Annotated in this window: 25 protein-coding genes; 22 read left to right on the plus strand and 3 right to left on the minus strand. The window is 62.3% G+C overall.

The genetic code is table 11. From position 1 onward, the window contains the following. Positions 1–115 precede the first annotated feature (115 nt). Positions 116–934: a type III secretion system regulator SuhB gene (gene suhB, locus ACK1VC_RS27045; protein ID WP_019472646.1), complete on the minus strand. Its 819-nt coding sequence runs from the start codon at positions 932–934 to the stop codon at positions 116–118. A 151-nt stretch (positions 935–1,085) separates the two neighbouring features. Between suhB and trmJ the strand changes: the two genes are divergently transcribed. From trmJ to ACK1VC_RS27150, 21 genes are all read left to right on the plus strand, one after another. Next, entirely contained in the window at positions 1,086–1,841 is a 756-nt protein-coding gene (trmJ, locus tag ACK1VC_RS27050) for a tRNA (cytosine(32)/uridine(32)-2'-O)-methyltransferase TrmJ (RefSeq protein WP_023049495.1), read from the plus strand. A 3-nt stretch (positions 1,842–1,844) separates the two neighbouring features. Then, entirely contained in the window at positions 1,845–2,630 is a 786-nt protein-coding gene (cysE, locus tag ACK1VC_RS27055) for a serine O-acetyltransferase (protein WP_016484970.1), read from the plus strand. A gap of 178 nt (positions 2,631–2,808) precedes the next feature. Next, positions 2,809–3,300, plus strand: coding sequence for a Fe-S cluster assembly transcriptional regulator IscR (iscR, locus tag ACK1VC_RS27060; RefSeq protein WP_008092572.1), 492 nt, complete (start codon positions 2,809–2,811; stop codon positions 3,298–3,300). 46 nt (positions 3,301–3,346) lie between these two features. After that, positions 3,347–4,561 carry an IscS subfamily cysteine desulfurase gene (locus ACK1VC_RS27065; protein ID WP_016484971.1) on the plus strand — a complete coding sequence of 405 codons (1,215 nt, stop codon included), beginning with the start codon at positions 3,347–3,349 and terminating at the stop codon, positions 4,559–4,561. A 46-nt stretch (positions 4,562–4,607) separates the two neighbouring features. Further along, a complete protein-coding gene (gene iscU / locus ACK1VC_RS27070; protein ID WP_003248539.1) occupies positions 4,608–4,994 on the plus strand; it encodes a Fe-S cluster assembly scaffold IscU in 387 nt (128 codons plus the stop codon). 28 nt (positions 4,995–5,022) lie between these two features. Beyond that, positions 5,023–5,346: an iron-sulfur cluster assembly protein IscA gene (gene iscA, locus ACK1VC_RS27075; RefSeq protein ID WP_003248536.1), complete on the plus strand. Its 324-nt coding sequence runs from the start codon at positions 5,023–5,025 to the stop codon at positions 5,344–5,346. Positions 5,347–5,354: 8 nt separating this feature from the next. After that, positions 5,355–5,876, plus strand: a complete 522-nt coding sequence (gene hscB / locus ACK1VC_RS27080) for a co-chaperone HscB (protein ID WP_016484972.1) — start codon at positions 5,355–5,357, stop codon at positions 5,874–5,876. A gap of 42 nt (positions 5,877–5,918) precedes the next feature. After that, the gene (gene hscA / locus ACK1VC_RS27085; protein WP_197884341.1) at positions 5,919–7,781 is read left to right on the plus strand and encodes a Fe-S protein assembly chaperone HscA; all 1,863 of its coding nucleotides are present in this window, start codon (positions 5,919–5,921) and stop codon (positions 7,779–7,781) included. A gap of 3 nt (positions 7,782–7,784) precedes the next feature. Further along, positions 7,785–8,126, plus strand: coding sequence for an ISC system 2Fe-2S type ferredoxin (fdx, locus tag ACK1VC_RS27090; RefSeq protein WP_016484974.1), 342 nt, complete (start codon positions 7,785–7,787; stop codon positions 8,124–8,126). Positions 8,127–8,136: 10 nt separating this feature from the next. Next, complete coding sequence (iscX, locus tag ACK1VC_RS27095) at positions 8,137–8,337, plus strand: Fe-S cluster assembly protein IscX (RefSeq protein ID WP_016484975.1); 201 nt, start codon at positions 8,137–8,139, stop codon at positions 8,335–8,337. Positions 8,338–8,425: 88 nt separating this feature from the next. Continuing rightward, positions 8,426–8,851 (plus strand): nucleoside-diphosphate kinase, encoded by a 426-nt coding sequence (ndk, locus tag ACK1VC_RS27100; RefSeq protein ID WP_012316140.1) that lies wholly within the window; start codon positions 8,426–8,428, stop codon positions 8,849–8,851. A 28-nt stretch (positions 8,852–8,879) separates the two neighbouring features. Beyond that, the gene (rlmN, locus tag ACK1VC_RS27105) at positions 8,880–10,025 is read left to right on the plus strand and encodes a 23S rRNA (adenine(2503)-C(2))-methyltransferase RlmN (protein WP_191087297.1); all 1,146 of its coding nucleotides are present in this window, start codon (positions 8,880–8,882) and stop codon (positions 10,023–10,025) included. Positions 10,026–10,039: 14 nt separating this feature from the next. Next, a complete protein-coding gene (gene pilW, locus ACK1VC_RS27110) occupies positions 10,040–10,801 on the plus strand; it encodes a type IV pilus biogenesis/stability protein PilW (protein WP_102689335.1) in 762 nt (253 codons plus the stop codon). Continuing rightward, positions 10,798–11,814, plus strand: coding sequence for a RodZ domain-containing protein (locus ACK1VC_RS27115; RefSeq protein WP_016484978.1), 1,017 nt, complete (start codon positions 10,798–10,800; stop codon positions 11,812–11,814). Before pilW ends, ACK1VC_RS27115 begins: the two co-directional genes overlap by 4 nt. A gap of 3 nt (positions 11,815–11,817) precedes the next feature. Then, positions 11,818–12,927 (plus strand): flavodoxin-dependent (E)-4-hydroxy-3-methylbut-2-enyl-diphosphate synthase, encoded by a 1,110-nt coding sequence (ispG, locus tag ACK1VC_RS27120; protein WP_016484979.1) that lies wholly within the window; start codon positions 11,818–11,820, stop codon positions 12,925–12,927. Between the two features lie 25 nt (positions 12,928–12,952). Continuing rightward, positions 12,953–14,242, plus strand: coding sequence for a histidine--tRNA ligase (gene hisS, locus ACK1VC_RS27125; protein ID WP_016484980.1), 1,290 nt, complete (start codon positions 12,953–12,955; stop codon positions 14,240–14,242). A 39-nt stretch (positions 14,243–14,281) separates the two neighbouring features. Next, the gene (locus ACK1VC_RS27130) at positions 14,282–14,923 is read left to right on the plus strand and encodes a tetratricopeptide repeat protein (protein ID WP_016484981.1); all 642 of its coding nucleotides are present in this window, start codon (positions 14,282–14,284) and stop codon (positions 14,921–14,923) included. Then, on the plus strand, positions 14,924–16,066 hold the full coding sequence (bamB, locus tag ACK1VC_RS27135) for an outer membrane protein assembly factor BamB (protein ID WP_003248513.1): 1,143 nt from the start codon (positions 14,924–14,926) through the stop codon (positions 16,064–16,066). It begins immediately after the preceding gene. 116 nt (positions 16,067–16,182) lie between these two features. Next, entirely contained in the window at positions 16,183–17,646 is a 1,464-nt protein-coding gene (der, locus tag ACK1VC_RS27140) for a ribosome biogenesis GTPase Der (RefSeq protein WP_016484982.1), read from the plus strand. A 210-nt stretch (positions 17,647–17,856) separates the two neighbouring features. Further along, positions 17,857–19,005, plus strand: coding sequence for a pyridoxal phosphate-dependent aminotransferase (locus ACK1VC_RS27145; protein ID WP_060517640.1), 1,149 nt, complete (start codon positions 17,857–17,859; stop codon positions 19,003–19,005). Then, the gene (locus tag ACK1VC_RS27150; protein ID WP_016484984.1) at positions 18,993–19,784 is read left to right on the plus strand and encodes an amidohydrolase; all 792 of its coding nucleotides are present in this window, start codon (positions 18,993–18,995) and stop codon (positions 19,782–19,784) included. Before ACK1VC_RS27145 ends, ACK1VC_RS27150 begins: the two co-directional genes overlap by 13 nt. 128 nt (positions 19,785–19,912) lie before the next feature. On the opposite strand, the gene ACK1VC_RS27155 is transcribed toward ACK1VC_RS27150, so the two are convergent. Together ACK1VC_RS27155 and ACK1VC_RS27160 are read right to left on the minus strand one after the other, a co-directional pair. Continuing rightward, positions 19,913–22,468 (minus strand): PepSY domain-containing protein, encoded by a 2,556-nt coding sequence (locus ACK1VC_RS27155; RefSeq protein WP_102667680.1) that lies wholly within the window; start codon positions 22,466–22,468, stop codon positions 19,913–19,915. Between the two features lie 97 nt (positions 22,469–22,565). Further along, a complete protein-coding gene (locus tag ACK1VC_RS27160; protein ID WP_197884339.1) occupies positions 22,566–24,857 on the minus strand; it encodes a TonB-dependent receptor in 2,292 nt (763 codons plus the stop codon). A gap of 221 nt (positions 24,858–25,078) precedes the next feature. Between ACK1VC_RS27160 and ACK1VC_RS27165 the strand changes: the two genes are divergently transcribed. Beyond that, positions 25,079–25,759, plus strand: coding sequence for a Fe2+-dependent dioxygenase (locus ACK1VC_RS27165; protein ID WP_449118158.1), 681 nt, complete (start codon positions 25,079–25,081; stop codon positions 25,757–25,759). Positions 25,760–25,762: the final 3 nt, after the last annotated feature.

Below are 25,762 nucleotides of genomic sequence, written 5' to 3' on the forward strand. Positions count from 1 at the left end.
CGCGATCCCTGTGGGAGCGGGTTTAGCCGCGAAGAGGCCGGCTCAGGCAATGCGAAGCTGTCAGGTATAAAAAAAGCACCCCGAGGGGTGCTTTTGGCTTTCTGGCAATCCGCGCTTAGCGCTTCATGCTTTCCGGCAGGTGTGGCTGGATAGCGGTCAGTACGGCCTTGAAGCACTTGATGTTGCCTGCAACGATGTGGCCTTTGTCGAGGAAGTCGTGGCCACCGTTGAAGTCGCTCACCAGGCCACCGGCTTCCTGGATCAGCAGCACGCCGGCTGCCATGTCCCACTCGGCCAGGCCCGACTCCCAGAAGGCGTCGAAACGGCCAGCGGCCACATAGGCCAGGTCCAGGCTGGCGGAGCCGGCGCGGCGGATGCCGGCGGTCTGGCCAGTCAGGGCGCGGAACATGCCCAGGTAGTTGTCCATGTCGGCCATCTGGCCATCACGGAACGGGAAGCCGGTACCCAGCAGGGCGCCTTCCAGGCTGGTGCGCGAGCTTACACGCAGGCGGCGGCCATTGAGCTGGGCGCCACGGCCGCGGCTGGCGGTGAATTCTTCCTGGCGTACGGGGTCGAGCACCACGGCGTGCTCAAGGCGGCCACGGTATTTGCAGGCGATGCTGACGGCGAAGTGGGGGATGCCGCGAAGGAAGTTGGTGGTGCCGTCCAGTGGGTCGATGATCCACAGGTAGTCTTTACCTTCTTCGCCGGTGCCCGCGTGCATGCCCGTCTCTTCACCCTGGATGGAGTGGTTCGGGTAGGCCTTGCGCAGCGCGTCGACGATCTTCTGCTCGGCGGCACGATCAACCTCGGAAACGTAGTCCTTAGCCTCTTTCTCGTCCACCTTGATGCTATCCAGGCGTTCGATGGAGCGGAAAATCAGTTCACTGGCGCTGCGAGCGGCGCGCAGGGCGATATTCAGCATAGGCTGCATGGGCGGGTCACCTGGAGATGTTAAAGAAGAAAGCCGATCATTCTAGCAGAAAACTTTGTCGGCAGAAGTGTCACATTTGCTTTCATGGCGTTACGTCTGTCGGTTCTGTAAGATCGGATGCCCTGATTCCTGCATCTGTGAGCACAACACCTTGCTGCAAAATATTCGTGTTGTTCTGGTCAATACCAGCCACCCCGGCAACATCGGCGGCGCTGCGCGTGCCATGAAAAACATGGGCTTGTCGCGCCTGGTGCTGGTACAGCCGAAAGAATTCCCCGCCCTGGATGCCAGTGCCCGCGCCTCGGGTGCCGACGACGTGCTGGATAACGCCCAGGTGGTCGACAGCCTTGAACAGGCGCTGGTCGGCTGTAACCTGGTGATGGGGACCAGCGCCCGTGAGCGCAGCATCCCGTGGCCGTTGATTGGCCCGCGCGAGTGCGGGGCCAAGGCGGTGGAGCATGCCAAGGGTGGTGAAGAGATCGCCCTGGTGTTCGGGCGTGAACACGCCGGCCTGACCAACGAAGAACTGCAGCGATGTCACTTCCACGTGCACATTCCCTCCAACCCCGACTTCAGCTCGCTGAACCTTGCGGCCGCTGTCCAGGTGCTCTCTTACGAGGTGCGCATGGCCTGGCTGGCCGCCGGCGAAGCGCCGGGCAAAGTCGAGAAGGTTGACGCCAGCGAGCTGGCGACGATGGACGAAATGGAGCTGTTCTACGACCACCTGGAGAAAACCCTGGTGGGCATCGGCTTCCTCGACCCCGAAAAGCCCAAGCACCTGATGCCGCGCTTGCGCCGGCTTTATGGGCGGGTGGCGGTCGAGCGTTCGGAAATGAGCATTTTGCGCGGCATCCTCACCGAGACCCAGAAAGTGGTCCGGGGCGAGCCGCATAAACGGAAGGACTGACAGATGTTCGAACGCCTGCGTGAAGATATTCAAAGCGTATTCCACCGTGACCCGGCTGCGCGCAATGCCTTCGAGGTGCTCACCTGCTACCCGGGTATGCATGCCATCTGGCTGCACCGCCTGGGCAATGCCCTGTGGAAGCGTGATTTCAAGTGGCTGGCCCGGCTGGTGTCCAACTTCGGGCGCTGGCTGACCGGTATCGAGATCCACCCCGGTGCCACAATCGGCCGGCGTTTCTTCATTGACCACGGCATGGGTATCGTCATCGGCGAAACCGCCGAGATCGGCGATGACGTCACCCTTTACCAGGGCGTGACCCTGGGCGGTACCAGCTGGAATAAAGGCAAGCGCCATCCTACCCTGGAGAACGGCGTGGTGGTGGGGGCGGGGGCCAAGGTGCTGGGCCCGTTCACCGTCGGCGCCGGGGCCAAGATCGGCTCCAACGCGGTGGTGACCAAGGCGGTACCGCCCGGCGCCACGGCGGTGGGCATCCCGGGGCGCATCATCGTCAAGAGCGAGGACACCGAAGTCGAGGCCAAGCGCAAGGCCATGGCCGAGAAGATAGGCTTCGATGCCTACGGTGTCAGTGGTGACATGCCCGACCCGGTGGCGCGTGCCATCGGCCAGATGCTCGATCATCTACAGGCGGTCGACGAGCGGCTGGAGGGCATGTGTGGCGCCCTGACCAAGATGGGTAGCGATTACTGCGCCAAGGAGCTGCCCGCGCTGCCGGAAGATGATTTCACCGAGGTTGCCCAGGTGGTCCAGCGCGACACTCAGTCGCATTGATTACGCCGCACTGAACCCATGGTGACATACGGGGCGTGTGCTCACGCCCCTCGTCTGCTACAATCGCGCCCGCCTCCCTGATGCAAACCCGACTAAAGCAGTAGGTCTAATAGTTGACTTAAATGCTCGGGAATCGCATACTCGACACATCCCGAAACTCCCGTGGTACCCAATAGCCATGCGACTGACTACCAAAGGCCGATACGCCGTGACTGCCATGCTTGACCTGGCGTTGCACGCGCAGCATGGGCCGGTGTCTTTGGCCGACATTTCCGAGCGCCAGGGCATATCCCTCTCTTATCTGGAACAGCTGTTCGCCAAGCTGCGCCGTAGCAGCCTGGTTTCCAGTGTGCGCGGTCCAGGCGGTGGCTACCAGCTGTCGCGGGGCATGGAAACCATCCAGGTGGCCCAGGTCATCGATGCGGTCAATGAATCGGTCGATGCTACCCGGTGCCAGGGCCTTGGGGACTGCCATGCCGGTGATACCTGCCTGACTCACCACCTGTGGTGCGACCTCAGCCAGCAGATCCATGAATTCCTCAGCGGCATCAGCCTGGCCGACCTCGTCATGCGCCGTGAGGTGCAGGAAGTTGCCCAGCGCCAGGACCTGCGTCGTGTCGCAGGCCGAACCGCCCAGCTGGACAAGATTGAGACGTCAGCCGTCGATTGATCCCCCTGGGACGACGAGCGACGCCACCGCCTGATAGGAGAGACAAATGAAGTTGCCGATCTACCTCGATTACTCTGCGACCACCCCGGTCGACCCACGTGTGGCCCAGAAAATGGCCGACTGCCTGCTGGTCGACGGGAACTTCGGTAACCCGGCTTCGCGCTCCCACGTCTTCGGCTGGAAAGCCGAGGAAGCGGTCGAGAACGGCCGTCGTCAGGTTGCCGAACTGATCAACGCCGATCCGCGCGAAATCGTCTGGACCAGCGGTGCCACCGAGTCCGACAACCTCGCACTCAAGGGGGTCGCGCACTTCTATCAGACCAAGGGCAAGCACATCATCACCTCCAAGATCGAGCACAAGGCGGTCCTGGATACTGCTCGCCAGCTGGAGCGTGAAGGTTTCGAAGTGACCTACCTGGAACCGGGCGAAGACGGCATCGTCACCCCGGCCATGGTAGAAGCGGTGCTGCGCGACGACACCATCCTGGTCTCGCTGATGCACGTGAACAACGAAGTCGGCTCGATCAACGACATCGCCGCCATCGGTGAACTGACCCGCGCACGCGGCGTCCTGTTCCACGTCGACGCCGCCCAGTCGGCCGGCAAGGTCGAAATCGACCTGCAAAAGCTGAAAGTCGACCTGATGTCGTTCTCGGCGCACAAGGCCTACGGCCCGAAAGGCATCGGCGCGCTGTATGTCAGCCGCAAGCCGCGTGTACGCCTTGAAGCCATCATTCACGGCGGTGGCCATGAGCGCGGCATGCGTTCGGGCACCCTGCCAACCCACCAGATTGTCGGCATGGGCGAAGCTTTCGCCATCGCCAAGCAGGAAATGGCCGCCGAAAACGTGCGCATCAAGGCCCTGAGCGACCGCTTCTTCAAGCAGGTTTCGGACCTTGAAGAGCTGTACGTCAATGGCAGCAAGACCGCCCGCGTGCCGCACAACCTGAACCTGAGCTTCAACTACGTCGAAGGCGAATCGCTGCTGATGTCGCTGAAGGACATCGCCGTATCGTCCGGTTCGGCCTGCACCTCCGCATCGCTCGAACCGTCCTACGTACTGCGCGCTCTGGGCCGCAACGACGAGCTGGCGCACAGCTCGATCCGCTTCTCCTTCGGCCGTTTCACCACCGAAGAAGAAGTCGACTATGCCGCGCAGAAAGTCTGCGAGGCCGTCAACAAACTGCGTGAGCTGTCGCCGCTGTGGGACATGTACAAAGACGGCGTTGACATCTCCAAGATCGAGTGGGCCGCCCACTAAGCAGTCGCCGGCAAGAGCGGCTCCCTGATGAGGAAGGAATTGCACCATGGCATACAGTGAAAAGGTCATCGACCACTACGAAAACCCGCGCAACGTCGGCAAGATGAATGCCGAAGACCCGGACGTTGGCACCGGCATGGTCGGCGCCCCGGCTTGCGGCGACGTTATGCGCCTGCAGATCAAGGTCAACGAGCAGGGCGTTATTGAAGACGCCAAGTTCAAGACCTACGGCTGCGGTTCGGCCATCGCTTCCAGCTCCCTCGCCACCGAGTGGATGAAGGGCAAGACCCTGGACGAAGCCGAAACCATCAAGAACACCCAGCTGGCTGAAGAACTGGCGTTGCCGCCGGTCAAGATCCACTGCTCGGTACTCGCCGAAGATGCCATCAAGGCAGCTGTACGCGATTACAAGCAGAAGAAAGGCTTGATCTAAGTCGCCTGTTGCGATGTAAGGAGTCCTGATGGCTATCAGCATGACAGAAGCCGCCGCCAACCACATTCGCCGTTCCCTTGACGGGCGCGGCAAAGGTGAGGGCATTCGCCTGGGCGTGCGCACCACCGGTTGCTCGGGCCTGGCCTACGTGCTGGAGTTCGTCGACGAACTGGCGGATGAAGACCAGGTGTTCGAGAACCACGGCGTAAAGGTGATCATCGATCCCAAGAGCCTGGTCTACCTCGATGGCACCGAGCTGGATTTCGTCAAGGAAGGGTTGAACGAAGGCTTCAAGTTCAACAACCCCAACGTGCGCGGTGAGTGTGGCTGCGGCGAAAGCTTCAACGTTTGAGGCTGGCTGTGGGTACTCCTTGTCATTACGCATTGTTTGACCTCCAGCCAAGCTTCCGCCTGGATCTGGACAAGCTGGCCACTCGCTATCGCGAGCTGGCCCGCGAAGTCCATCCTGATCGCTTTGCCGACGCCTCCGAGCGTGAGCAGCGCGTAGCGCTGGAAAAGTCCGCAGCCCTCAACGACGCCTACCAGACCCTGCGCAGTGCGCCGCGTCGGGCCCGCTATTTGCTGGCCATCAGCGGCCACGAAGTGCCTCAGGAAGTCACGGTCCATGACCCAGAATTCCTGTTGCAGCAAATGCAGTGGCGTGAAGAGCTCGAAGAGTTGCAGGACGAAGCCGACCTTGACGGTGTCGGCGTGTTCAAGAAGCGCCTGAAGGCCGCCCAGGACACGCTGAACGAGGACTTTGCCGCCTGCTGGGATGCCCCAGGCGAGCGCGACAAGGCCGAGCGCCTGATGCGCCGCATGCAGTTCCTCGACAAGCTCGCCCAAGAAGTGCGCCAGCTGGAAGAGCGCCTCGACGATTAACCCGGTGCTGCCCGTGATGGCACCTAAGGTATTCAGATAAGCATGGCCCTACTGCAGATTGCCGAACCCGGTCAAAGCCCTCAGCCGCACCAGCGCCGCCTGGCGGTGGGGATCGACCTGGGTACCACCAACTCTCTGGTCGCCGCATTACGCAGCGGCCGTAGCGAGCCCCTGCCCGACGCGCAGGGTAACGTGATTCTGCCGTCCGCGGTGCGCTACCTCGAAGGGCGCAACGAAGTGGGGCAGGCCGCGCGTGATGCCGCTTCCAGTGACCCGCTGAACACCGTGCTGTCGGTCAAGCGCCTGATGGGGCGCGGTCTGGCCGACGTCAAGCAATTGGGCGAGCAGCTGCCATACCGCTTTGTCGGCGGCGAGTCGCACATGCCGTTCATCGACACCGTGCAGGGGCCGAAAAGCCCGGTGGAAGTGTCCGCTGATATCCTTAAAGTGCTGCGCGAGCGCGCCGAAGCGACCCTGGGTGGCGAGCTGGTTGGTGCGGTGATTACCGTGCCGGCCTATTTCGACGATGCCCAGCGCCAGGCCACCAAGGACGCTGCGCGCCTGGCTGGCCTGAACGTGCTGCGCCTGCTCAACGAACCAACCGCAGCCGCCGTGGCCTATGGTCTGGACCAGAACGCCGAAGGCGTGGTGGCCATCTATGACCTGGGTGGTGGTACCTTCGATATTTCCATCCTGCGCCTGACCGCTGGCGTATTCGAAGTGCTGGCTACCGGTGGCGATACCGCCCTGGGCGGTGACGATTTCGACCACGCCATTGCCGGCTGGATCATCGAGCAGGCTGGCCTGTCGTCCGACCTGGACCCAGCCACTCAGCGTGAGTTGCTGCAAACCGCCTGCGCTGCCAAGGAAGCCCTGACCGACGCCGACGTGGTCAGCGTCAGCCATGGCAGCTGGCAGGGCGAACTGAGCCGCACGGCCTTCGAAGCCATGATAGAGCCATTGGTTGCCCGCAGCCTCAAGGCTTGCCGTCGCGCTGTGCGCGACAGTGGCGTCGAGCTCGAAGAAGTCAGTGCCGTGGTCATGGTCGGTGGTTCGACCCGTGTGCCGCGGGTGCGTGAAGCCGTGGGCGCGCTGTTTGGTCGCGCCCCGATGACTTCGATCGACCCTGATCAGGTTGTGGCCATTGGTGCCGCCATCCAGGCCGATACCCTGGCCGGCAACCGCCGCGAAGGTGTCGAACTGTTGCTGCTTGATGTCATTCCGCTGTCGCTCGGTCTTGAGACCATGGGTGGACTGATGGAAAAGGTGATCCCGCGCAACACCACCATTCCGGTGGCCCGTGCACAGGAGTTCACGACGTATAAAGATGGCCAGTCGGCTATGATGATCCACGTCCTGCAAGGTGAGCGCGAGCTGATCAGCGACTGCCGCTCGCTGGCACGGTTCGAGCTGCGCGGTATCCCGGCGATGGTTGCCGGCGCTGCCAAAATTCGCGTGACCTTCCAGGTGGATGCCGATGGTCTGCTCAGCGTTGCGGCCCGCGAACTGGGTTCGGGCGTGGAAGCAAGCATCCAGGTCAAGCCGTCTTACGGCCTGACCGACGGCGAAATCGCCCGCATGCTCAAGGACTCCTTCGAACACGCAGGTACCGATAAGCAGGCCCGTCAGTTGCGCGAGCACCAGGTGGACGCCGAGCGCCTGCTCGAAGCAGTACAGGGCGCCCTGGACGCCGACGGTGACCGCTTGCTCAGCAGTGACGAGCGCGATGCCATTGCATTCCAGATGCAAGAACTACGTGATTTGCTGAGCGGCACCGATGGCGCAGCCATCGAGCAACAGACCAAGCGTCTGTCGCAGGTGACCGACGCATTTGCCGCCCGTCGCCTTGATTCGACGGTGAAAGCCGCACTGGCCGGGCGCAACCTGAATGAGATCGAGGAGTAACCGATGCCGCTGGTGACATTCCTGCCGCATGAGAAGTTCTGCCCTGAAGGGCTGACCGTGGAGGTCGAGCCGGGGACCAATATCCTGGAACTGGCCCACGACCATCACATCGAGATGGAAAGCGCCTGCGGCGGCGTCAAGGCCTGCACCACTTGCCACTGCATCGTGCGCAAGGGCTTCGATTCCCTCAAAGAGGCCGACGAGCTTGAAGAGGACATGCTGGACAAGGCATGGGGCCTGGAAGCGCAGTCGCGCCTGGGTTGCCAGGTGGTTGTAGGTGATGCAGACCTGACCATCGAGATACCCAAGTATTCGCTCAACCACGCTGCCGAAGCACCGCACTGAGGGCCTGTACATGAGTCTGAAATGGGTTGATGTACTTGAGATCGCAATCCAGCTTGCAGAAAGCAAGCCTGAGGTCGATCCTCGTTATGTGAATTTCGTGGACCTGCACCGTTGGGTGCTGGCATTGCCAGACTTCAGCGACGATCCGTCACGCGGCGGTGAGAAAGTGCTCGAGGCAATCCAGGGCGCCTGGATCGACGAAGCCGACTAAGCGTCACTTGCAGGTTAGGCAATCCCCTGAAACCCGCGTATAATTCGCGGGTTTAATTTTTCGTAACACTCATATTCTGGAGTTTTCCATGGCTGTTCAACGTACTTTCTCGATCATCAAGCCTGACGCAGTTGCCAAAAACGTCATCGGCAAGATCACCACTCGCTTCGAAGAAGCCGGCCTGAAAATCGTTGCCTCGAAAATCAAACAGCTGTCCAAAGCCGAAGCCGAAGGCTTCTACGCTGAGCACAGCGAGCGCGGCTTCTTCGGTGACCTGGTTGCCTTCATGACTTCCGGCCCGGTCGTTGTACAGGTTCTGGAAGGCGAAAACGCCATCGCTCTGAACCGTGAGCTGATGGGCGCTACCAACCCTAAAGAAGCTGCTGCCGGCACCATCCGTGCTGACTTCGCCGAGTCGATCGACGCCAACGCCGTTCACGGTTCGGACTCCGAAGCTGCTGCTGCTCGCGAAATCGCTTACTTCTTCGCTGCTACCGAGGTAACCACTCGCTAAGCGAAAGCTTACGGGTGAGGGTGAATCCATGACGACATCTACTGGCAAAATCAACCTGTTGGGTCTGACCCAGCCGGAAATGGAACAATTCTTCGACTCGATCGGGGAAAAGCGCTTCCGTGCCGGCCAGGTGATGAAATGGATTCACCATTTTGGCGTGTCCGACTTTGCGGCCATGACCAACGTAGGCAAGGCCTTGCGCGAAAAGCTCGAGGCCGTTGCCGAGATTCGCCCACCGGAAGTGGTCAGTGAAGACATTTCCGCCGACGGCACCCGCAAATGGGTGATCCGCGTTGCCTCCGGCAGCTGCGTCGAGACCGTCTATATTCCTACCGACGATCGCGGCACCCTGTGCGTATCGTCGCAAGCCGGCTGTGCCCTGGACTGCAGCTTCTGCTCCACCGGCAAACAGGGCTTCAACAGCAACCTCACTGCCGCTGAAGTCATCGGCCAGGTGTGGCTTGCCAACAAATCCTTCGGGACCGTCCCTGCCAAAGTCGACCGCGCGATCACCAACGTGGTCATGATGGGCATGGGCGAGCCCTTGCTGAACTTCGACAACGTCATTGCCGCCATGAAAATCATGATGGATGACCTGGGCTATGGCATTTCCAAGCGTCGCGTCACCCTGTCCACCTCGGGCGTGGTGCCGATGATCGACGAACTGGCCAAGCACATCGACGTGTCGCTGGCCCTGTCGCTGCACGCGCCGAATGACGAGCTGCGCAACAAGCTGGTACCGATCAACAAGAAGTACCCGCTGAAAGTGCTGCTGGAATCGTGCATGGGCTACATGTCCACCTTGGGTGGCAAGCGCGTGCTCACCGTCGAGTACACCCTGCTCAAGGACGTCAACGACCAGCCTGAGCATGCCGCGCAAATGATCGAGTTGCTGCGCGATGTGCCGTGCAAGATCAACCTGATCCCGTTCAACCCGTTCCCGCATTCGGGCTACGAGCGGCCGAGCAACAACGCCATTCGTCGCTTCCAGGACCTGTTGCACCACGGTGGTTTCAACGTCACCACCCGCACCACCCGTGGTGAGGACATCGATGCCGCCTGTGGCCAGCTGGTCGGCCAGGTCAACGACCGTACCCGTCGCAGTGAGCGCTACATCGCCGTACGCCAGCTTTCCGCGGACATCGAGCTGCAAGACAGCGCCGCCAGCCACTGACCGGGACCTTGCCCATGAGCCTGCGCGCTGCGCTGTCGATCCTTGCGCTTTCGCTGCTGGCCGGCTGCGTGTCGGGCGGCGCGGGCGACCCCTTGGCCAGCCGCCAGGGCAGGGTGGAAGCGGGGCGGGCTTACGTGCAGCTAGGTCTGGGTTATTTGCAACAGGGTTTGACCGGGCAGGCCAAGGCGCCGCTGGGCAAGGCCCTGGCCCTCGACAGCCGTGATGCCGACGCGCACGCCGCCCTGGCGATGGTGTTCCAGGCCGAAGGCGAGCCGGTGTTGGCCGAAGCGCACTTTCACAAGGCCTTGCTGGCCCGCACTGGCGATACGCGAATTCGCAACAATTACGGCAGTTTCCTTTATGCTCAGGGGCGATTTGCCGAGGCCCAGCAGATGTTTCGCCTCGCCAGTAGCGATACCCTGTATCCTGAGCGCTCACGCGTGTACGAGAACCTGGGCCTGACTGCCCTGAAGCTCGAACGCCGCGACCAGGCGCACGCGTATCTGCTCAAAGCGTTGCAACTCAACCAGCGGCAACCAAAAGCGTTGCTGGAAATGGCTGAGTTGTCCTACGAAAACAGGCATTATGTGCCGGCCCGGGACTACTACGATCGTTTCAGCCAGTTGAGCGACCACGATGCCCGTAGCCTGCTGCTGGGTAGCCGCCTTGCCAGGGTGTTCGACGAGCAGGGCACACTGGCCGAGCTGGGCCAGCAATTACAACGACTTTATCCCGGTACGCCGGAATATCAGCAATACCTGTCGGAGCAACGATGAACGCCGCGCATCCCGAAGTAGCAGTAGCGCCTGGCCAGAACCCCGGTGAGCTTTTGCGCCTGGCCCGTGAGAAACGGGACTGGTCTCAAGCCGAGGTGGCCCGCAAGCTCAACCTCACTGTCAGTTCGTTGAACCATGTGGAAACCGGCGCCTTCGACAAGCTGCCCGGTCATACATTCGCCCGTGGTTATATCCGCGCCTATGCCAAATTGATGGACCTTGACCAGGCCACCCTGGTAGAGGCCTTCGACCGCTACACCGGTACCCACGCCAAAGGCAGCGATGTGCACTCGCTGGGGCGTATCGAAGAGCCAGTACGCCTGTCGCACAATATTCTGCGCGGCGTCAGCCTGCTGTTGTTGGTGGTCGTGGTCGGCGGTGGCTTCGTCTGGTGGCAGGACCAGGGCAGCCTGCGTGGCAAGGACCTGGCCAAGATCGCTCTGGAGCACGTCGAAGTCGAAAGTGCCGACGGCACCACCCAGATTCACCCGCTCGACGAACCTGAAGATCAGGCGGTTACCGCAGGCCAGCAGCCCGAGAGCGCGCCGCTGGCACTGGAGCAGGGCACTGCCGAGCAGCCTGCCGCTGCCGCCGAACAGGCGCCGGCAAGCCCGGCGCAATTGGCTGCTGCCGCACCCGCCCGGCAGGCGCCTGCGCAATCTGCAGCCAACGTAGCGCCTGCGCCGGTAGCACCAGCTGCACCGGCCGCCGCTGCGCCTGTAGCACCTGCAGCTGCCGTGGCCGCTGCCGAGCCCGCCGCAGTACCGGCAGGCAGCGCCAAGGTCGCCATCCAGTTCACCGCCGATTGCTGGACCCAGGTGTCCGATGGCAACGGCAAGGTGCTGTTCAGCGCCGTCAAGCGCAAGGGGGACAACCTCGAGCTGACCGGCAAACCGCCGTTCGCGGTACGCCTGGGCTTTGCCCGGGGCGCCCAGGTCAGCTACAACGGCCAGGCCGTCGATGTTGCCCCGTTCACCAGTGGCGAGACTGCTCGCCTGAAGTTGGGACAGTAAGTCATGCACGGCGAATCTCCGATCAAACGTCGCGAATCCCGCAAAATCTGGGTCGGCAATGTGCCGGTGGGTGGTGATGCCCCTATCGCGGTGCAGAGCATGACCAACACCGATACCAACGATGTCGCCGCCACCGTGGCGCAAATCCAGCGCCTGGTCGATGCCGGCGTGGATATCGTGCGGGTTTCGGTGCCGGACATGGACGCGGCCGAGGCGTTTGGCAAGATCAAGCAACAGGTCAGCGTACCGCTGGTTGCCGACATCCACTTCGACTACAAGATCGCCCTGCGCGTGGCCGAACTGGGCGTCGATTGCCTGCGGATCAACCCGGGCAATATCGGCCGCGAAGACCGTGTACGCGCCGTGGTCGACGCTGCCCGCGACCGTGGTATCCCCATCCGTATCGGTGTCAACGCCGGTTCTCTGGAAAAGGATCTGCAGAAGAAGTACGGCGAACCCACCCCGGCGGCGCTGGTCGAGTCGGCCCTGCGCCATGTCGAACATCTGGACCGCCTGAACTTCCAGGACTTCAAGGTCAGCGTCAAGGCCTCCGACGTGTTCATGGCCGTCGAAGCCTACCGCCTGTTGGCCAAGCAGATCGTGCAGCCACTGCACCTGGGCATCACCGAAGCCGGTGGCCTGCGTTCGGGGACGGTGAAATCCGCCGTCGGCCTCGGTATGCTGCTGGCCGAGGGCATCGGCGATACCATCCGTATCTCGCTGGCGGCCGACCCGGTCGAAGAAGTGAAAGTCGGCTACGACATCCTCAAGTCGCTGCACCTGCGTTCGCGTGGCATCAACTTCATCGCCTGCCCGAGCTGCTCGCGGCAGAACTTCGATGTGGTCAAGACCATGAACGAGCTGGAAGGGCGCCTGGAAGACCTGCTGGTGCCGCTGGACGTGGCGGTGATCGGTTGTGTGGTCAACGGCCCCGGTGAAGCCAAGGAAGCCCATGTAGGGTTGACCGGCGGCACGCCGAACCTGATCTACATCGACGGCAAGCCGGCGCAGAAACTGACCAATGACAACCTGGTCGATGAGCTGGAAAGGCTCATCCGTCAGAAAGCGGCCGAAAAGGTCGAAGCCGACGCGGCGCTGATCGCCCGTGGCTGACACACAGAATTCGTAAGGACTTTTCGTGAGCAAATCGCTGCAAGCCATCCGTGGCATGAACGACATCCTGCCAGAACAGTCGCCACTGTGGCGCTACTTCGAAGGCACCGTGGCCGGTCTGCTGGACACCTACGGGTACAGCCAGATCCGCACGCCGATCGTCGAGTTCACCGAGCTGTTCAAGCGCTCGATCGGTGAAGTGACCGACATCGTCGAAAAAGAGATGTACACCTTCGAAGACCGTAACGGCGATTCGCTGACCCTGCGTCCCGAAGGCACCGCCGCTTGCGTCCGTGCCGTGCTGGAACATGGCATCACCGGCAACGGCCAGGTGCAGAAACTGTGGTACATCGGCCAGATGTTCCGCCATGAGCGCCCGCAGAAGGGCCGCTACCGCCAGTTCCACCAGATTGGCGTGGAAGTGTTCAACCTGGACGGTCCGGACATCGACGCCGAGCTGATCATGCTGACCTGGCGCCTTTGGGGCCTGCTGGGCATCCAGGACGCGGTCAAGCTGGAGCTTAACAGCCTGGGTACCAGCGAAGCCCGCGCGCGCTACCGTGATGCGCTGGTCGAGTTCCTCTCGGCGCGCCTGGAGCAACTGGATGAAGACAGCCAGCGCCGCCTGAAGAGCAACCCGCTGCGTATCCTCGACAGCAAGGACCAGAACACCCAGGCGGTGCTGGTGGGTGCGCCGAAGCTGGAAGATTACCTGGACGAAGCGTCGCGCGTGCACTTTGAAGGCCTCAAGGCCCGCCTGGACGCCGCCGGCATTCCGTTCGTGATCAATACCAAGCTGGTGCGCGGCCTGGACTACTACAGCAAGACCGTATTCGAGTGGGTCACCGACAAGCTGGGCGCCCAGGGTACCGTGTGTGCCGGCGGCCGCTATGACGGCCTGGTCGAGCAGATGGGCGGCAAGCCGACCACCGGCGTCGGTTTCGCCATGGGTATCGAGCGCCTGATCCTGCTGCTGGAAACCCTGGGCAAGGTACCGGAATCCATCAGCCGCCAGATCGACGTCTACCTGTGCGCCTTCGGTGAGCAGGCCGAGCTGGCAGGCCTGCGCTTGTCCGAAACCCTGCGCGACCGCTTGCCGGGCCTGCGCCTGGCGGTGAACGCAGGCGGTGGCAGCTTCAAGAGCCAGTTCAAGAAAGCCGACAAGAGCGGGGCGCTGTTCGCCCTGATCCTCGGTGACGAGGAACTGGCCAGGCAAGAAATCGGCTTCAAGCCCCTGCGTGGCCAGGGTGAACAACAGAACATTGCCTGGGATGCTCTGGCAGAGCACCTGGAAACCGCGATCGCGCAAGCGTAACGCGGTTCAACAAGCGAATAGGCGAAAAGGAGTATTGGGGTGTCGAGTACCGATGATGATGACCTGGCAGGGGTCAAGGACTGGTGGAACCGCAACGGCAAGCCGCTGCTGACTGGCGCGTTGCTGGCAGGCGTGGTGGTGTTGGGCTGGAATACCTGGCACAAGTACCAGAACAACCAGTCCCAAGGTGCCTCGCAGCTGTATCAGGCGTTGATTGAAACCAGCCTGACGCCGACTGGCCAGCCAGACGCCACCAAGGTCGCGGAACTGGCCAGCAAGCTCAAGAGCGAGTTTGGCGGCACCGCTTACGCCCAGTACGGTAGCCTGTTCGTAGCCAAGGTCGCGGTCGAGAGCGGCAAGCTCGACGACGCCGCTGCCGAGCTCAAAGGCGTGCTGGACAAGCCGGCCGATGTGACCCTGGGCGAGATTTCGCGCCAGCGCCTGGCTCGCGTGCTGGCAGCCCAGAACAAGGCCGAGGATGCCCTCAAGCTGCTGGACGGCGACGCCGACAAGGCTTTCCTGGCCAGCCGTGAAGAATTGAAGGGTGACCTGCTGGTGCAGCTGGGTCGCGCCGACGACGCGCACAGCGCTTACGAGAAAGCCAAGGCTGCGCTGTCGGATGAGGCGGCGGTCGGTGGCCTGCAATTGAAGCTGGATGACCTGGCTAAAGGGGACGCGTAAGTGATCGGTTGGAAACATGCAGCAGTGCTGACCCTGGCCGTACTGGCCGCCGGTTGCAGCAGCAACAGCAAGAAGGAACTGCCCCCGGCCGAGCTGACCAAGTTCACCGAGGAAGTGGTGCTGAAGAAGCAGTGGAGCCGTTCGATCGGTGACGGCCAGGGTGAGACCTACAACACCCTGGTACCGGCCATCGAGAACGACCGTATCTACGCTTCCGACGTCAACGGCGAAGTCTTCGCCCTCGACCGCATCACCGGTGATGTGGTGTGGAAGAAGGACTTGGAGCTGCAGGTTTCCGGCGCGGTTGGCGTGGGCTATGGCCTGGTCATGCTCGGCACCCTCAAGGGTGAAGTCATCGCCCTGGACTCCAGCACCGGTGAAGAGCGTTGGCGCTCGCGCGTGACCAGCGAAGTGCTGGCCCCGCCTGCCAACAACGGTGACGTGGTCGTGGTGCAGACCCAGGACGACCGCCTGATCGGCCTGGATGCCGCCACGGGTGACCGCCGCTGGATCTATGAGAACTCCCCGGCCGTGCTGACCCTGCGTGGCACCGGTGCACCGATTGCCACCAATCGCCTGGCCGTCGCCGGCCTGTCCACCGGCAAGGTGGTCGCGGTGGACATCAACAACGGCGTGCCGGTGTGGGAAAGCCGCGTGGCCATCCCCAAGGGCCGTTCCGAGCTGGACCGTGTGGTTGATATCGACGGCGGCTTGCTGCTGTCTGGTGGTACCCTGTACGTCAGCACCTACCAGGGCCGTGTAGCTGGCCTCGACCTGGAAAGCGGCCGCGAGCTGTGGCAGCGCGATGCTTCCAGCTATGTAGGTGTCGCACAGGGCTTCGGTAACGTCTACGTCAGCGAAGCCTCGGGTACCGTGGAAGGCGTGGATGAGCGCTCTTCCAGCGCCCTGTGGAGCAACGACAGCATGGCTCGCCGCCAGTTGACCGCTCCTGAAGTGTTCAGCAGCTACGTGGCTGTGGGTGACTTTGAAGGTTATCTGCACCTGCTGAGCCAGGTGGATGGCCGCTTCGTTGGTCGTGAACGTATCGACAGCGATGGCCTGCGCGCCCGCCCACTTGTGGTCGGCGACACCATCTATGTCTTCGGCAACAGCGGCAAGCTCGAGGCACTGACCATCCGCTGAAGCTATGCTTGAAACCTTGACGGGTTTCAAGCTGCGGCGTAGGACACGCCGCCCAAACTCCGGCCGCTGCCTTGCAGCGGCCTTTGCATTTTCAAGAATTCGAGAGTGGAGAGCCGATGGTTCCCGTAATTGCCCTGGTGGGCCGCCCGAACGTCGGCAAATCCACCATGTTCAACCGCCTGACCAAAACCCGCGATGCAATCGTGGGTGACCTGTCAGGCCTGACCCGTGACCGCCAGTATGGTGATGCCAGCTGGCAGGGTCGTTCCTTCATCCTGATCGACACCGGCGGTATTACCGGTGACGAAGTGGGCATGGATGAAAAAATGGCCGAGCAGTCGCTCATGGCCATTGAAGAAGCCGACTACGTGCTGTTCCTGGTCGACGCCCGCGCCGGTATGACCGCCGCCGACCAGATGATTGCCGAGCACCTGCGCAAGCGCAACAAGTCGGCGATTCTGGTCGCCAACAAGATCGACAACATCGACCCCGACGTGGCTCGCGCCGAGTTCTCGCCGATGGGTATGGGCAACGCCATTCCGGTGGCGGGCTCCCAAGGTCGTGGTATCAGCGCCCTGATGGAAGCTGTGCTCGGCCACCTGCCGCGTGATGCCGAGGAAGAAGCCCTCGACCAGGACGTCGCAGAAGGCGAGGAGGCCGTGCGCATTCCTGGCCCAAGCGAGAAGGATGGCATCAAGATCGCCATCATCGGCCGCCCGAACGTCGGCAAGTCGACCCTGGTCAACCGCATGCTCGGCGAAGAACGTGTGGTGGTCTACGATGAGCCGGGTACTACCCGAGACAGTATCTACATCCCGTTCGAGCGTGATGGTGACAAGTACACCTTCATCGACACCGCCGGGGTGCGCAAGCGCGGCAAGATCCACGAGGAAGTCGAGAAGTTCTCGGTGGTCAAGACGCTGCAGGCGATCAAGGACGCCAACGTCGTCATCTTCGTCATGGACGCCCGTGAAGGGGTGGTTGATCATGACCTGAACCTGCTGGGCTTCGCCCTCGAAGCCGGCCGCGCCATCGTCATCGCGCTGAACAAGTGGGATGGCATGGAGCCGGGTGAGCGTGCCTACGTGAAGACCGAGCTGGAGCGCCGGCTGTTCTTCGTCGACTTCGCCGACATCCACTTCATCTCCGCCTTGCACGGCACCGGCGTGGGCAACCTGTACAAGTCGGTGCAGGCCGCGTTCACTTCGGCTGTGACCCGCTGGCCAACCAGCCGCCTGACACAGATCCTCGAAGATGCGGTCAGCGAGCACCAGCCGCCGCTGGTCAACGGCCGTCGCATCAAGCTGCGCTATGCCCACCTGGGTGGTGCCAACCCGCCGCTGATCGTGATCCACGGTAACCAGACCGAGAGCATTCCCAAGTCCTACTCCCGTTACCTGGAAAACACTTACCGCCGCGTGCTGAAACTGGTCGGCACACCGATCCGCATCGAGTACAAGGGCGGTGAGAACCCGTTCGAGGGCAAGAAGAACACCCTCACCGACCGCCAGGTCAACAAGAAGCGCCGCTTGATGTCGCACCACAAGAAGGCCGAGAAGAAGCGCCGCGACAAGCGCTGATTCCGCGTCAGCTTCTTCGCGGGCTTGCCCGCTCCCACAGGTCCTCCACAGATTTTGAATATTGTGCAGCACCTGTGGGAGCGGGTTCACCCCGAAGAGGCCCTTTGATCCAGAGCAATCCCCCTATTGTTTCAACCTTTTTCCTGACTGCTTGATCCGCTATGCTCGGACTCCACCCCGTGCCGGATACACCCCAGGAAAGAGGGCTCCATGATCCGCAGCAAACTGCCGAATGTCGGCACGACCATCTTCACCACCATGTCCCAGCTCGCCGTGCAGACTGGCGCGCTCAACCTGTCCCAGGGTTTCCCTGATTTCAACGGCCCGCAGGCCCTGCTCGATGCAGTGGGCCGGCATGTGGCTGCCGGGCACAACCAGTATTCGCCAATGACCGGCCTGCCGGCCTTGCGCCAGCAGGTGGCGGCCAAGGTGGCGCGGCTGTATGGCGCACAGGTGGATGCCGACCAGGAAGTGACCATCACCCCTGGTGCCACCGAGGCGATCTTCTGTGCCATCCAGGCGGTGGTCCATGCCGGTGACGAGGTCATTGTCTTCGACCCGTGCTACGACAGCTACGAACCTTCGGTGCAACTGGCCGGTGGTCGCTGCGTGCATGTGCAACTGAGCGACGGCGACTTCCGTATCGACTGGCAGAAGTTCAGCGAGGCCCTGAGCCCGCGCACCCGCATGGTCATCCTCAACTCGCCGCACAACCCAAGTGGCGCCCTGATCACCCGCGAAGACCTTGAACAGTTGGCAATGCTGATTGCCGACCGCGATATCTACCTGGTCAGCGATGAGGTCTACGAGCATCTGGTGTACGACGGCGTCCACCACGCCAGCGTACTGGCCCACGAGCAGTTGTATCAACGTGCCTTTGTGGTCAGCTCGTTCGGTAAGACCTATCACGTGACCGGCTGGAAGACCGGCTATGTGATTGCGCCCCCGGCGTTGAGTGCAGAGCTGCGCAAGGTGCACCAGTACGTCAACTTCTGTGGCGTGACGCCGCTGCAGTGCGCCCTGGCCGACTTCATGGCCGAGCACCCTGAGCATATCGATGAACTGCCGGCTTTCTATCAGGCCAAGCGCGATCTGTTCTGCGGCTTGCTGGAGGGCTCACGCTTCAACTTTACCCGCACGGCGGGCACTTATTTCCAGCTGGTGGATTACTCGCAGATCCGCCCGGACCTGAACGATGTCGACATGTCGCTGTGGCTCACCCGCGAGCACGGTGTGGCGACCATCCCGGTATCGGTGTTCTACCAGCAACCCATCCCCGAGCAACGCCTGGTACGCCTGTGCTTTGCCAAACGTGAGGAGACGCTGCGTCAGGCAGCGGAACGACTATGCGCGATCTGAGCACACTGCCCAACCTGAAAGTCGCCCTGGTGCAAACGACCCTGGCCTGGCACGACCGCGAGGCCAACTATGCGCACTTCGAGGTGCTGCTGGAACAGGTCGGGGAGGTGGATCTGGTGATCTTGCCGGAGATGTTCACCACGGGTTTCTCGATGCAGTCCGAAAGCCTGGCCGAGCCGGAAAATGGGCCGACCTATAAGTGGCTGAAGGCCCAGGCGAAGAAGTACAACGCGGTGATTACCGGCAGCGTGATCATCCAGGCCGCCGATGGCAGCCACCGCAATCGCCTGCTGTGGGCCCGGCCGGACGGCGAAATTCTGCACTACGACAAGCGCCACCTGTTCCGCATGGCCGGTGAGCACAAGCACTACACCCCCGGTGAACGCCAGGTGCAGTTCGAGCTCAAGGGCTGGCGGATCCGCCCGCTGATTTGCTACGACCTGCGCTTCCCGGTGTGGAGCCGTGACGCTCAGGACACGGACCTGCTGCTGTATACCGCCAACTGGCCGGCGGCGCGCCGTCAGCACTGGAATCGTCTGCTGCCGGCGCGAGGCATCGAGAACCTGTGCTATGTGGCGGCCGTGAACCGGGTGGGCACGGACGGCAAGGGCTTTGCTTATTCGGGCGACAGCCAGGTGCTGGACTTCCAGGGCGAGAGCCTGCTCAGTGCCGGTGAGGCAGACGGGGTATTTACCGCCGTGTTGAGCGCTGCGGAACTGGCGGCGTACCGGGCCAAATTCCCGGCCAACCTGGATGCCGATACCTTCGATTTACACTGACAGCCTGTACCGGCCCTATCGCCGGCAAGCCAGCTCCCACAGGTAACCCACTGCCCTCGGGCCCGGTGCTGTACCTGTGGGAGCTGGCTAGCCGGCGATAGGCCAGTACCCGCTACATCAATGAATGATCAGTAAACATCTCGCCGATACCGCCCATCCTCGATCAACTGCTGCACTGCGGCCTCCCCAAGCATGCCGTTGAGCGCCGCATCTACCCCCGCAGCCATCCCTTGCAGGCTGCCGCAGACATACACACAGGCGCCATCCGCGACCCAGCGCTTGAATTCCTCGGCCTGCTGCAGCAACACATCCTGCACATACACTTTCTCGGCCTGATCCCGCGAAAACGCAAGGTCCAGGCGTGCCAGGTCGCCGCTTTGCAGCCACCCTTGCAGCTCGTCACCACACAGCAGGTCATGCGCCTGATTACGCTCGCCAAACAGCAGCCAGTTGCGCTGTTCGCCAGCGTTCACCCGGGCCCGGATCAGGCTGCGCAGGCCGGCCAGGCCCGTGCCGTTACCGATCAGGATCATCGGTGCAGCTGCCTCCGGCAGGTGGAAGCCGCTGTTGCGCCGCAGGCGCAGGCTCAGCGTACCGTTTAGTGGCAGGTATTCGGTGAGCCAGCCAGAGCCCAGGCCCAGGTTGCCATCGCTATGGCGCTCCTGGCGTACGATCAGCTCCAGCACGCCATCACTGGCGATGGAGGCGATGGAGTATTCGCGGCTGCCGATTGGCACCAGAGCGTCGACCAGCGCTTGCGGCTGCAAGCCGATCAGGTGATCACGGCGCGCCGGCAACTGGCGGCCAGCGAGGGCTTGGGCAAGGGTTTCGTCCAGACCGTTCACGTGTACCCGTGCACTGGCGTCCAGCGCCATGCCTTTGAGGAACGCGTCGATCCTTGGTTGCCCATTGAGTGGCAATATCTCCACCAGGTCGCCAGCGTCCCAACTTGCAGGCTCTTCAGCCAGCAGGCCGAGCAAGTACACCGGCTGGCCTTGGCTGCCCGGGTTGAGCAGTTCGCGACGCACCAGTGACCAGTTGCCAAAGCTTGGCGGCTGCCAGGCGGCCACCGGCTGGGCGCCCGTCAGTTGTGCCAGTTCCTGCTGCCATTGCTGCAGGGCGGCCTGGTCGGCGTTGTCCACCTCCACTGGGCTGAATGCACTGCTGGCTCCGCGCTCTCCCAGCCAGGCCTGCAGGCGGCGGGCGAAGCCGCAGAAGTGCGGGTACTGACGGTCGCCGAGGGCGAGCAGGGCGTAGTTGAGGTTGTTCAGCGCCCAAGGCTGGCCGAGCACCTTGCGCTCGAACGCGCGGGCGCTGTCGGGTGCTTCGCCGTCGCCAAAAGTACTGACCACGAACAGCGCACGGCGGGCCTGGCGCAAGTCGTCTTCACGCAGTTCGGCCAGTGCACGTACCTGCACTGGCAAGCCAGCTGCCTGCAACTGGCCGGCACTTTGCCAGGCCAGTTGCTCGGCAAAGCCGCTTTGGCTGGCGAAGCCGATCAACCAGCTGTCGTCGCTGCCATTGCTGCTGGCAACGTTGCCACGGGCTGCGCGTACCTGGCGCTTCTTGCGGCGGCGGTCGAGGTACAGCAGCCAGCCCGTGACGAAGAACAGCGGCATGGTCAGGCTGGCGAGGGTGACGATGATGCGCCCTGGCAGGCCGAAGTATTCGCCAACGTGCAGGGCGTAGACGCTCTGCAGCAGTTGGGCCTTGAAGGATTTGTCGGCGTAGCGATCGTGTTTTTTTACCTGGCCGGTGGCCGGGTCCAGCATCAGGGTGTTGAAGGCGCGTGGGTGGTCGGCGCTGTCCAGCAGGTAGAACAGGTTGGCCGGCTGGCCGCCAACCGGTGGCAGGCGCAGGTTGTACGTGGCAAGGCCTGGGCCTGCGGCGTCCTTGAGGTTGGCCCAGATGGCGTCATAGTCGACCACCAGTGGCGGGGCGTTCTTGTCGACTTTCTGCGGGCCGTGGCGGCCACGGCCTTCGCCGCGTTTTTGTTGCTGGCCGGCTGCCGGGGCGTCGGCCAGCAGCTTGTTCAGGCCTTCGCGGTACCACTCATAGGACCAGAACAGGCCGGTAAGGGCGAACAGAAGATAGAACAGCAGGCACCAGGTGCCTGCCACGGCGTGCAGGTCCCAGTTGAAGGCACGGCCTTTCTTGGCCCAGTCGAAGGTCAGCCAGGTGCGCCAGTCCAGCGCCTTGCGCGGCCAGCGCAGGTAAAGGCCGGACAGGCAGAAGAACACCAGCATCAGGGTACAGGCACCGGTGATCTGCCGGCCGGTGTCGCCCATGGCCAGGAAGCGGTGCAGGTTGAGCATGAGGTTGAAGAAGCCTTGCCCGGCCACTTCACCTTTGAGTTCGCCCGTATATGGGTCGGCATAGCGCAGCTCGCCTCGGCGCTCGCCCGGTGCTGGCGTGAAGAAGATACGTGCGGCGTTGCCTTCACGCACATCCACCCACAGCATCGACACCTTGTCATGCTGCTGGGCTTCGACCCGTTGCACCAGCTCGGCCGGAGGCAGCACGCCTTCGGCGCGCACTTCGACTTTGAGTACATCGGCATTGAACGCACGCAGCAGTTCTTCCTGGAACGAGTACAGGGCCCCGGTGATGCCCATCAGGGCCAGCACCAGGCCAGCGGTGATGCCAAAGAACCAGTGCAATTGGAACAGCGTCTTCTTCACCACATCGATCACCTTGTGTTGCTACCGCAGACTGCGCGGCGTGCATTATGCCTTGATACGCAAAAGCCCCGCTCAATGAACGGGGCCCTTGGTTGTTGCTTTAGAAGTGGACGCTGGTGGTCAACAGTGCAGTCCGCCCGGCCGCCTGGTTGGCGAAGTGGGTAGAGAAGGCCTTGTCGTAGTACACCTCGTTGGTCAGGTTCTGCACGTTCAACTGCAAGTCGACGTTCTTGGTCAGCTTGTAGGCGGCCATGGCGTCGTAGCGAACGTAGCTGTCGACCATGGTGGTGTTGGCCACGCTGCCGTACACGTCATCCACGTAGAACGCACCGCCACCCACGGTCAGCTTTGGCGTGATCGAGTAGGTCGTCCACAGGCTGGCGCTGTTGTTCGGGGTGTTCGGCAACTGGTTGCCATCGTTGGCCTTGCCCAGTGGGCCGCCGTCGATCTGGCGAGCCTGCATGTAGGTGTAGCCGGCGAATACCTGCCACTTGTCGGTGATCTTGCCGCTGGCCGACAGTTCGATGCCTTGTACGCGGGTTTCGCCGACGTTTTCGTAGGTGGTGGTGTCCACCTGGACGCGGGCGTTTTCCTTCTCGGTGCGGAACAGCGCGGCGGTCAGCGACAGGCGCTGGTCGAGCAGGTCCCATTTGGTACCGATTTCGTAGTTGGTGGTTTCCTCTGGCTCCATGTCACTGGCCAACAGGTTGCCGGTACGGTCCGGGGTGCCACCCAGCGGGTTGCCTTCTGTACCTTCGCCGAGCATCGAGCCTGGTGGCGTTGCAGAAGTGGCGTAGGAAACGTAGATACTGCCGTTTTCCGCCGGTTTCCACACCAGGCCCAGTTGGCCGGTCACGAACTCGCTGACATCCTTGCCTTTGGCGGTGGTGGTGCCGGCAGCGTTGTAGGTCTTGTAGTCGGTGTCGAAGTGGTCGTAGCGCAGGCCCATGTTGACCAGCCACTCGGGGGTCAGCTCCAGGGTGTCGAACACATACAGTGCACGGGTCTTGCTGTTGGTGGTGGTGCCGGCGTAGTTGCGCGAAATGGCACCGTTCCACGGGTCATCCGGGTTCGGGTTGCTCAGCGAGGTGCAGTTGTAGCCGCTGGTGGCACCGATCATGCCCGGGGTGCAGTTGGTATTGGCAGCGCCGCCAGGGACCGTGTCGGTGTCGACGGTGTAGGACGAACGGTCGCTCTCTTCGCGGCTCAGTTCGATACCGGTCGAGAAGCTGTTTTTCATGCCACCGACGTAGAACTCGCCGAACAGGTCGGTCTGGTTGGTGGTCGTGGCGGTGTTGCCCACGCGGGTATTGGCACGGCGCCAGACGCTGCCGTTGTTGACGTTGCCCTTGCTGTCGTCAGGCTGGGTCAGGATGTAGTCCTGCATGCTGTTGCCGTGACGCAGGGTGTTCTTGATGGTCAGCGAGTCGGTCAGGTCGTGCTCGACCGCGAAGGTGGCGATGTCTACACGGCTCTTGCGGAAGTCGCGACCGGTCAGGCCGTAGAAATTGTCGCTGTCGCCGCCGTCATTCGGCTTGCTCGGGTGGGCCGAGGTGCGCCCGGCGCTGCCGTTGGTCGGGATGGTGTACGGAATGCCCGAATCCGGCAGGTCATCGCTTTCCAGGTGGTAGTAGTCGAGGTTGACGCGGGTCGGCGTGCCCAGGCCGAAGGCCAGCGACGGGGCGATACCCCAGCGGTCGTAATTGACCTTGTCGCGGCCGGCAACGTTGCTTTCGTGGGTCATCAGGTTCAGGCGGCCGGCAACGGTATCGCTGAACTGGTAGTTGCCATCGAAGGTGTAGCGCTGGGTCTGGTCGCTGCCCCAGGTCCAGGCACCGTCCAGCGAGTTGCCCAGGTGCGCGCGCTTGCTGACCAGGTTGATGGTACCGCCGGCGGCGCCACGGCCACCGATGGCCGAGTTCGGGCCCTTGGCCACTTCCACCGACTCGATGGCGAAGATTTCGCGGGTTTGCGCGCCAGTGTCACGCACGCCGTCCAGGTACGTATCGCCCTGAGCGTCGAAGCCACGGATGAACGGGCGATCGCCTTGCGGGTTGCCACCTTCACCGGCGCCAAACGTGATGCCTGGCACGGTACGCAGGGCGTCCTGCAGGGTCAGGGCATTGGTGTCCTTGATCACTTGCTGCGGGATCACGGTAACCGAGCGAGGGGTGTCCACCAGCGGCGCGGTGTACTTCTGCGAAGCGGCTTTTTCGACCTTGTAATCGGTGCTGGTTTGTTCAGCCTTGCCGTTGACGCTGGTGGCATCGAGGGTGATGGCACTGCTGGCGGCCGGGTCGGCGGCATACACCGACGAGGCGCTAAGCGCGACGCCGATGGCGGATACGATCAGGCGTGGCGAACTCACTGCAGATGGTACGTACTGGCGCATTGCTAAGGACCTTCCCCAAGGTGTTGAGGCGGCGGATCTTAATGTAAGCAATTGTGACTCACAATTGAGATTCGTTACCATTCGTGAGGAATTTACAATCTTTACAATTAGCCTTTACGGTTTCATCAAGCTGAAACGTCTTAAGCGGCGAAAGGGCTTGTGTAGCGCAAAAGGGAATCAATATCATTGGCGCCTTTACATTTCCTAACGGTGCTGCCGCCATGCTGCTTCACATCCCAGGCCTGTTTGACGCTGACGAACTGGCCCGTATCCGCGAGGCGCTGGAGCAGGCCGACTGGGCCGATGGCAAGGTGACTGCCGGTTACCAGTCGGCCAAGGCCAAACACAACCTGCAGTTGCCGGAAGGGCACCCGTTGGCCAAGGAAATCGGCATTGCGCTGATCGACCGCCTGTGGAAAACCCCGCGCTTCATGTCGGCGGCCCTGCCGCACAAGGTGTTTCCGCCGTTGATCAACTGCTACCGCGAGGGTGGCAATTTCGGCTTTCATATCGATAACGCCCTGCGTCAGCCCAAGGGCAGCCCGGAGCGGGTACGCACCGACCTGTCTTCCACGCTGTTCCTCAGCGACCCGGACAGCTACGACGGTGGTGAGCTGGTGATCCAGGACACCTATGGCGTGCAGCAGGTCAAACTGGCTGCCGGTGACCTGGTGCTGTACCCCGGCACCAGCCTGCACAAGGTCAACCCGGTGACCCGGGGCCAGCGTTATGCTGCGTTCTTCTGGACTCAAAGCCTGGTGCGCGAGGACAGCCAGCGGGCGCTGTTGTTCGAGATGGACAATGCCATACAGCAACTGACTGCCGATGTACCGGAGCACCCTTCGTTGCTACAACTGACCGGCACCTATCACAACCTGCTACGCCGCTGGGCCGAGGTCTGAGCC

The sequence above is a fragment of the Pseudomonas sp. XP2 genome, assembly GCF_053557975.1.

Excerpts from the sequence above, each read along its gene's own strand:
- ACK1VC_RS27160 (WP_197884339.1), bottom strand. The coding sequence starts at position 24,857 with ATGCGCCAGTACGTACCATCTGCAGTGAGTTCGCCACGCCTGATCGTA.
- ACK1VC_RS27065 (WP_016484971.1), top strand. The coding sequence starts at position 3,347 with ATGAAGTTGCCGATCTACCTCGATTACTCTGCGACCACCCCGGTCGAC.
- ACK1VC_RS27145 (WP_060517640.1), top strand. The coding sequence starts at position 17,857 with ATGATCCGCAGCAAACTGCCGAATGTCGGCACGACCATCTTCACCACC.
- iscR (WP_008092572.1), top strand. The coding sequence starts at position 2,809 with ATGCGACTGACTACCAAAGGCCGATACGCCGTGACTGCCATGCTTGAC.
- ACK1VC_RS27165 (WP_449118158.1), top strand. The coding sequence starts at position 25,079 with ATGCTGCTTCACATCCCAGGCCTGTTTGACGCTGACGAACTGGCCCGT.
- rlmN (WP_191087297.1), top strand. The coding sequence starts at position 8,880 with ATGACGACATCTACTGGCAAAATCAACCTGTTGGGTCTGACCCAGCCG.
- iscA (WP_003248536.1), top strand. The coding sequence starts at position 5,023 with ATGGCTATCAGCATGACAGAAGCCGCCGCCAACCACATTCGCCGTTCC.
- ispG (WP_016484979.1), top strand. The coding sequence starts at position 11,818 with ATGCACGGCGAATCTCCGATCAAACGTCGCGAATCCCGCAAAATCTGG.
- iscX (WP_016484975.1), top strand. The coding sequence starts at position 8,137 with ATGAGTCTGAAATGGGTTGATGTACTTGAGATCGCAATCCAGCTTGCA.
- ACK1VC_RS27115 (WP_016484978.1), top strand. The coding sequence starts at position 10,798 with ATGAACGCCGCGCATCCCGAAGTAGCAGTAGCGCCTGGCCAGAACCCC.
- ndk (WP_012316140.1), top strand. The coding sequence starts at position 8,426 with ATGGCTGTTCAACGTACTTTCTCGATCATCAAGCCTGACGCAGTTGCC.
- suhB (WP_019472646.1), bottom strand. The coding sequence starts at position 934 with ATGCAGCCTATGCTGAATATCGCCCTGCGCGCCGCTCGCAGCGCCAGT.
- der (WP_016484982.1), top strand. The coding sequence starts at position 16,183 with ATGGTTCCCGTAATTGCCCTGGTGGGCCGCCCGAACGTCGGCAAATCC.
- iscU (WP_003248539.1), top strand. The coding sequence starts at position 4,608 with ATGGCATACAGTGAAAAGGTCATCGACCACTACGAAAACCCGCGCAAC.
- ACK1VC_RS27150 (WP_016484984.1), top strand. The coding sequence starts at position 18,993 with ATGCGCGATCTGAGCACACTGCCCAACCTGAAAGTCGCCCTGGTGCAA.
- hscA (WP_197884341.1), top strand. The coding sequence starts at position 5,919 with ATGGCCCTACTGCAGATTGCCGAACCCGGTCAAAGCCCTCAGCCGCAC.
- fdx (WP_016484974.1), top strand. The coding sequence starts at position 7,785 with ATGCCGCTGGTGACATTCCTGCCGCATGAGAAGTTCTGCCCTGAAGGG.
- pilW (WP_102689335.1), top strand. The coding sequence starts at position 10,040 with ATGAGCCTGCGCGCTGCGCTGTCGATCCTTGCGCTTTCGCTGCTGGCC.
- cysE (WP_016484970.1), top strand. The coding sequence starts at position 1,845 with ATGTTCGAACGCCTGCGTGAAGATATTCAAAGCGTATTCCACCGTGAC.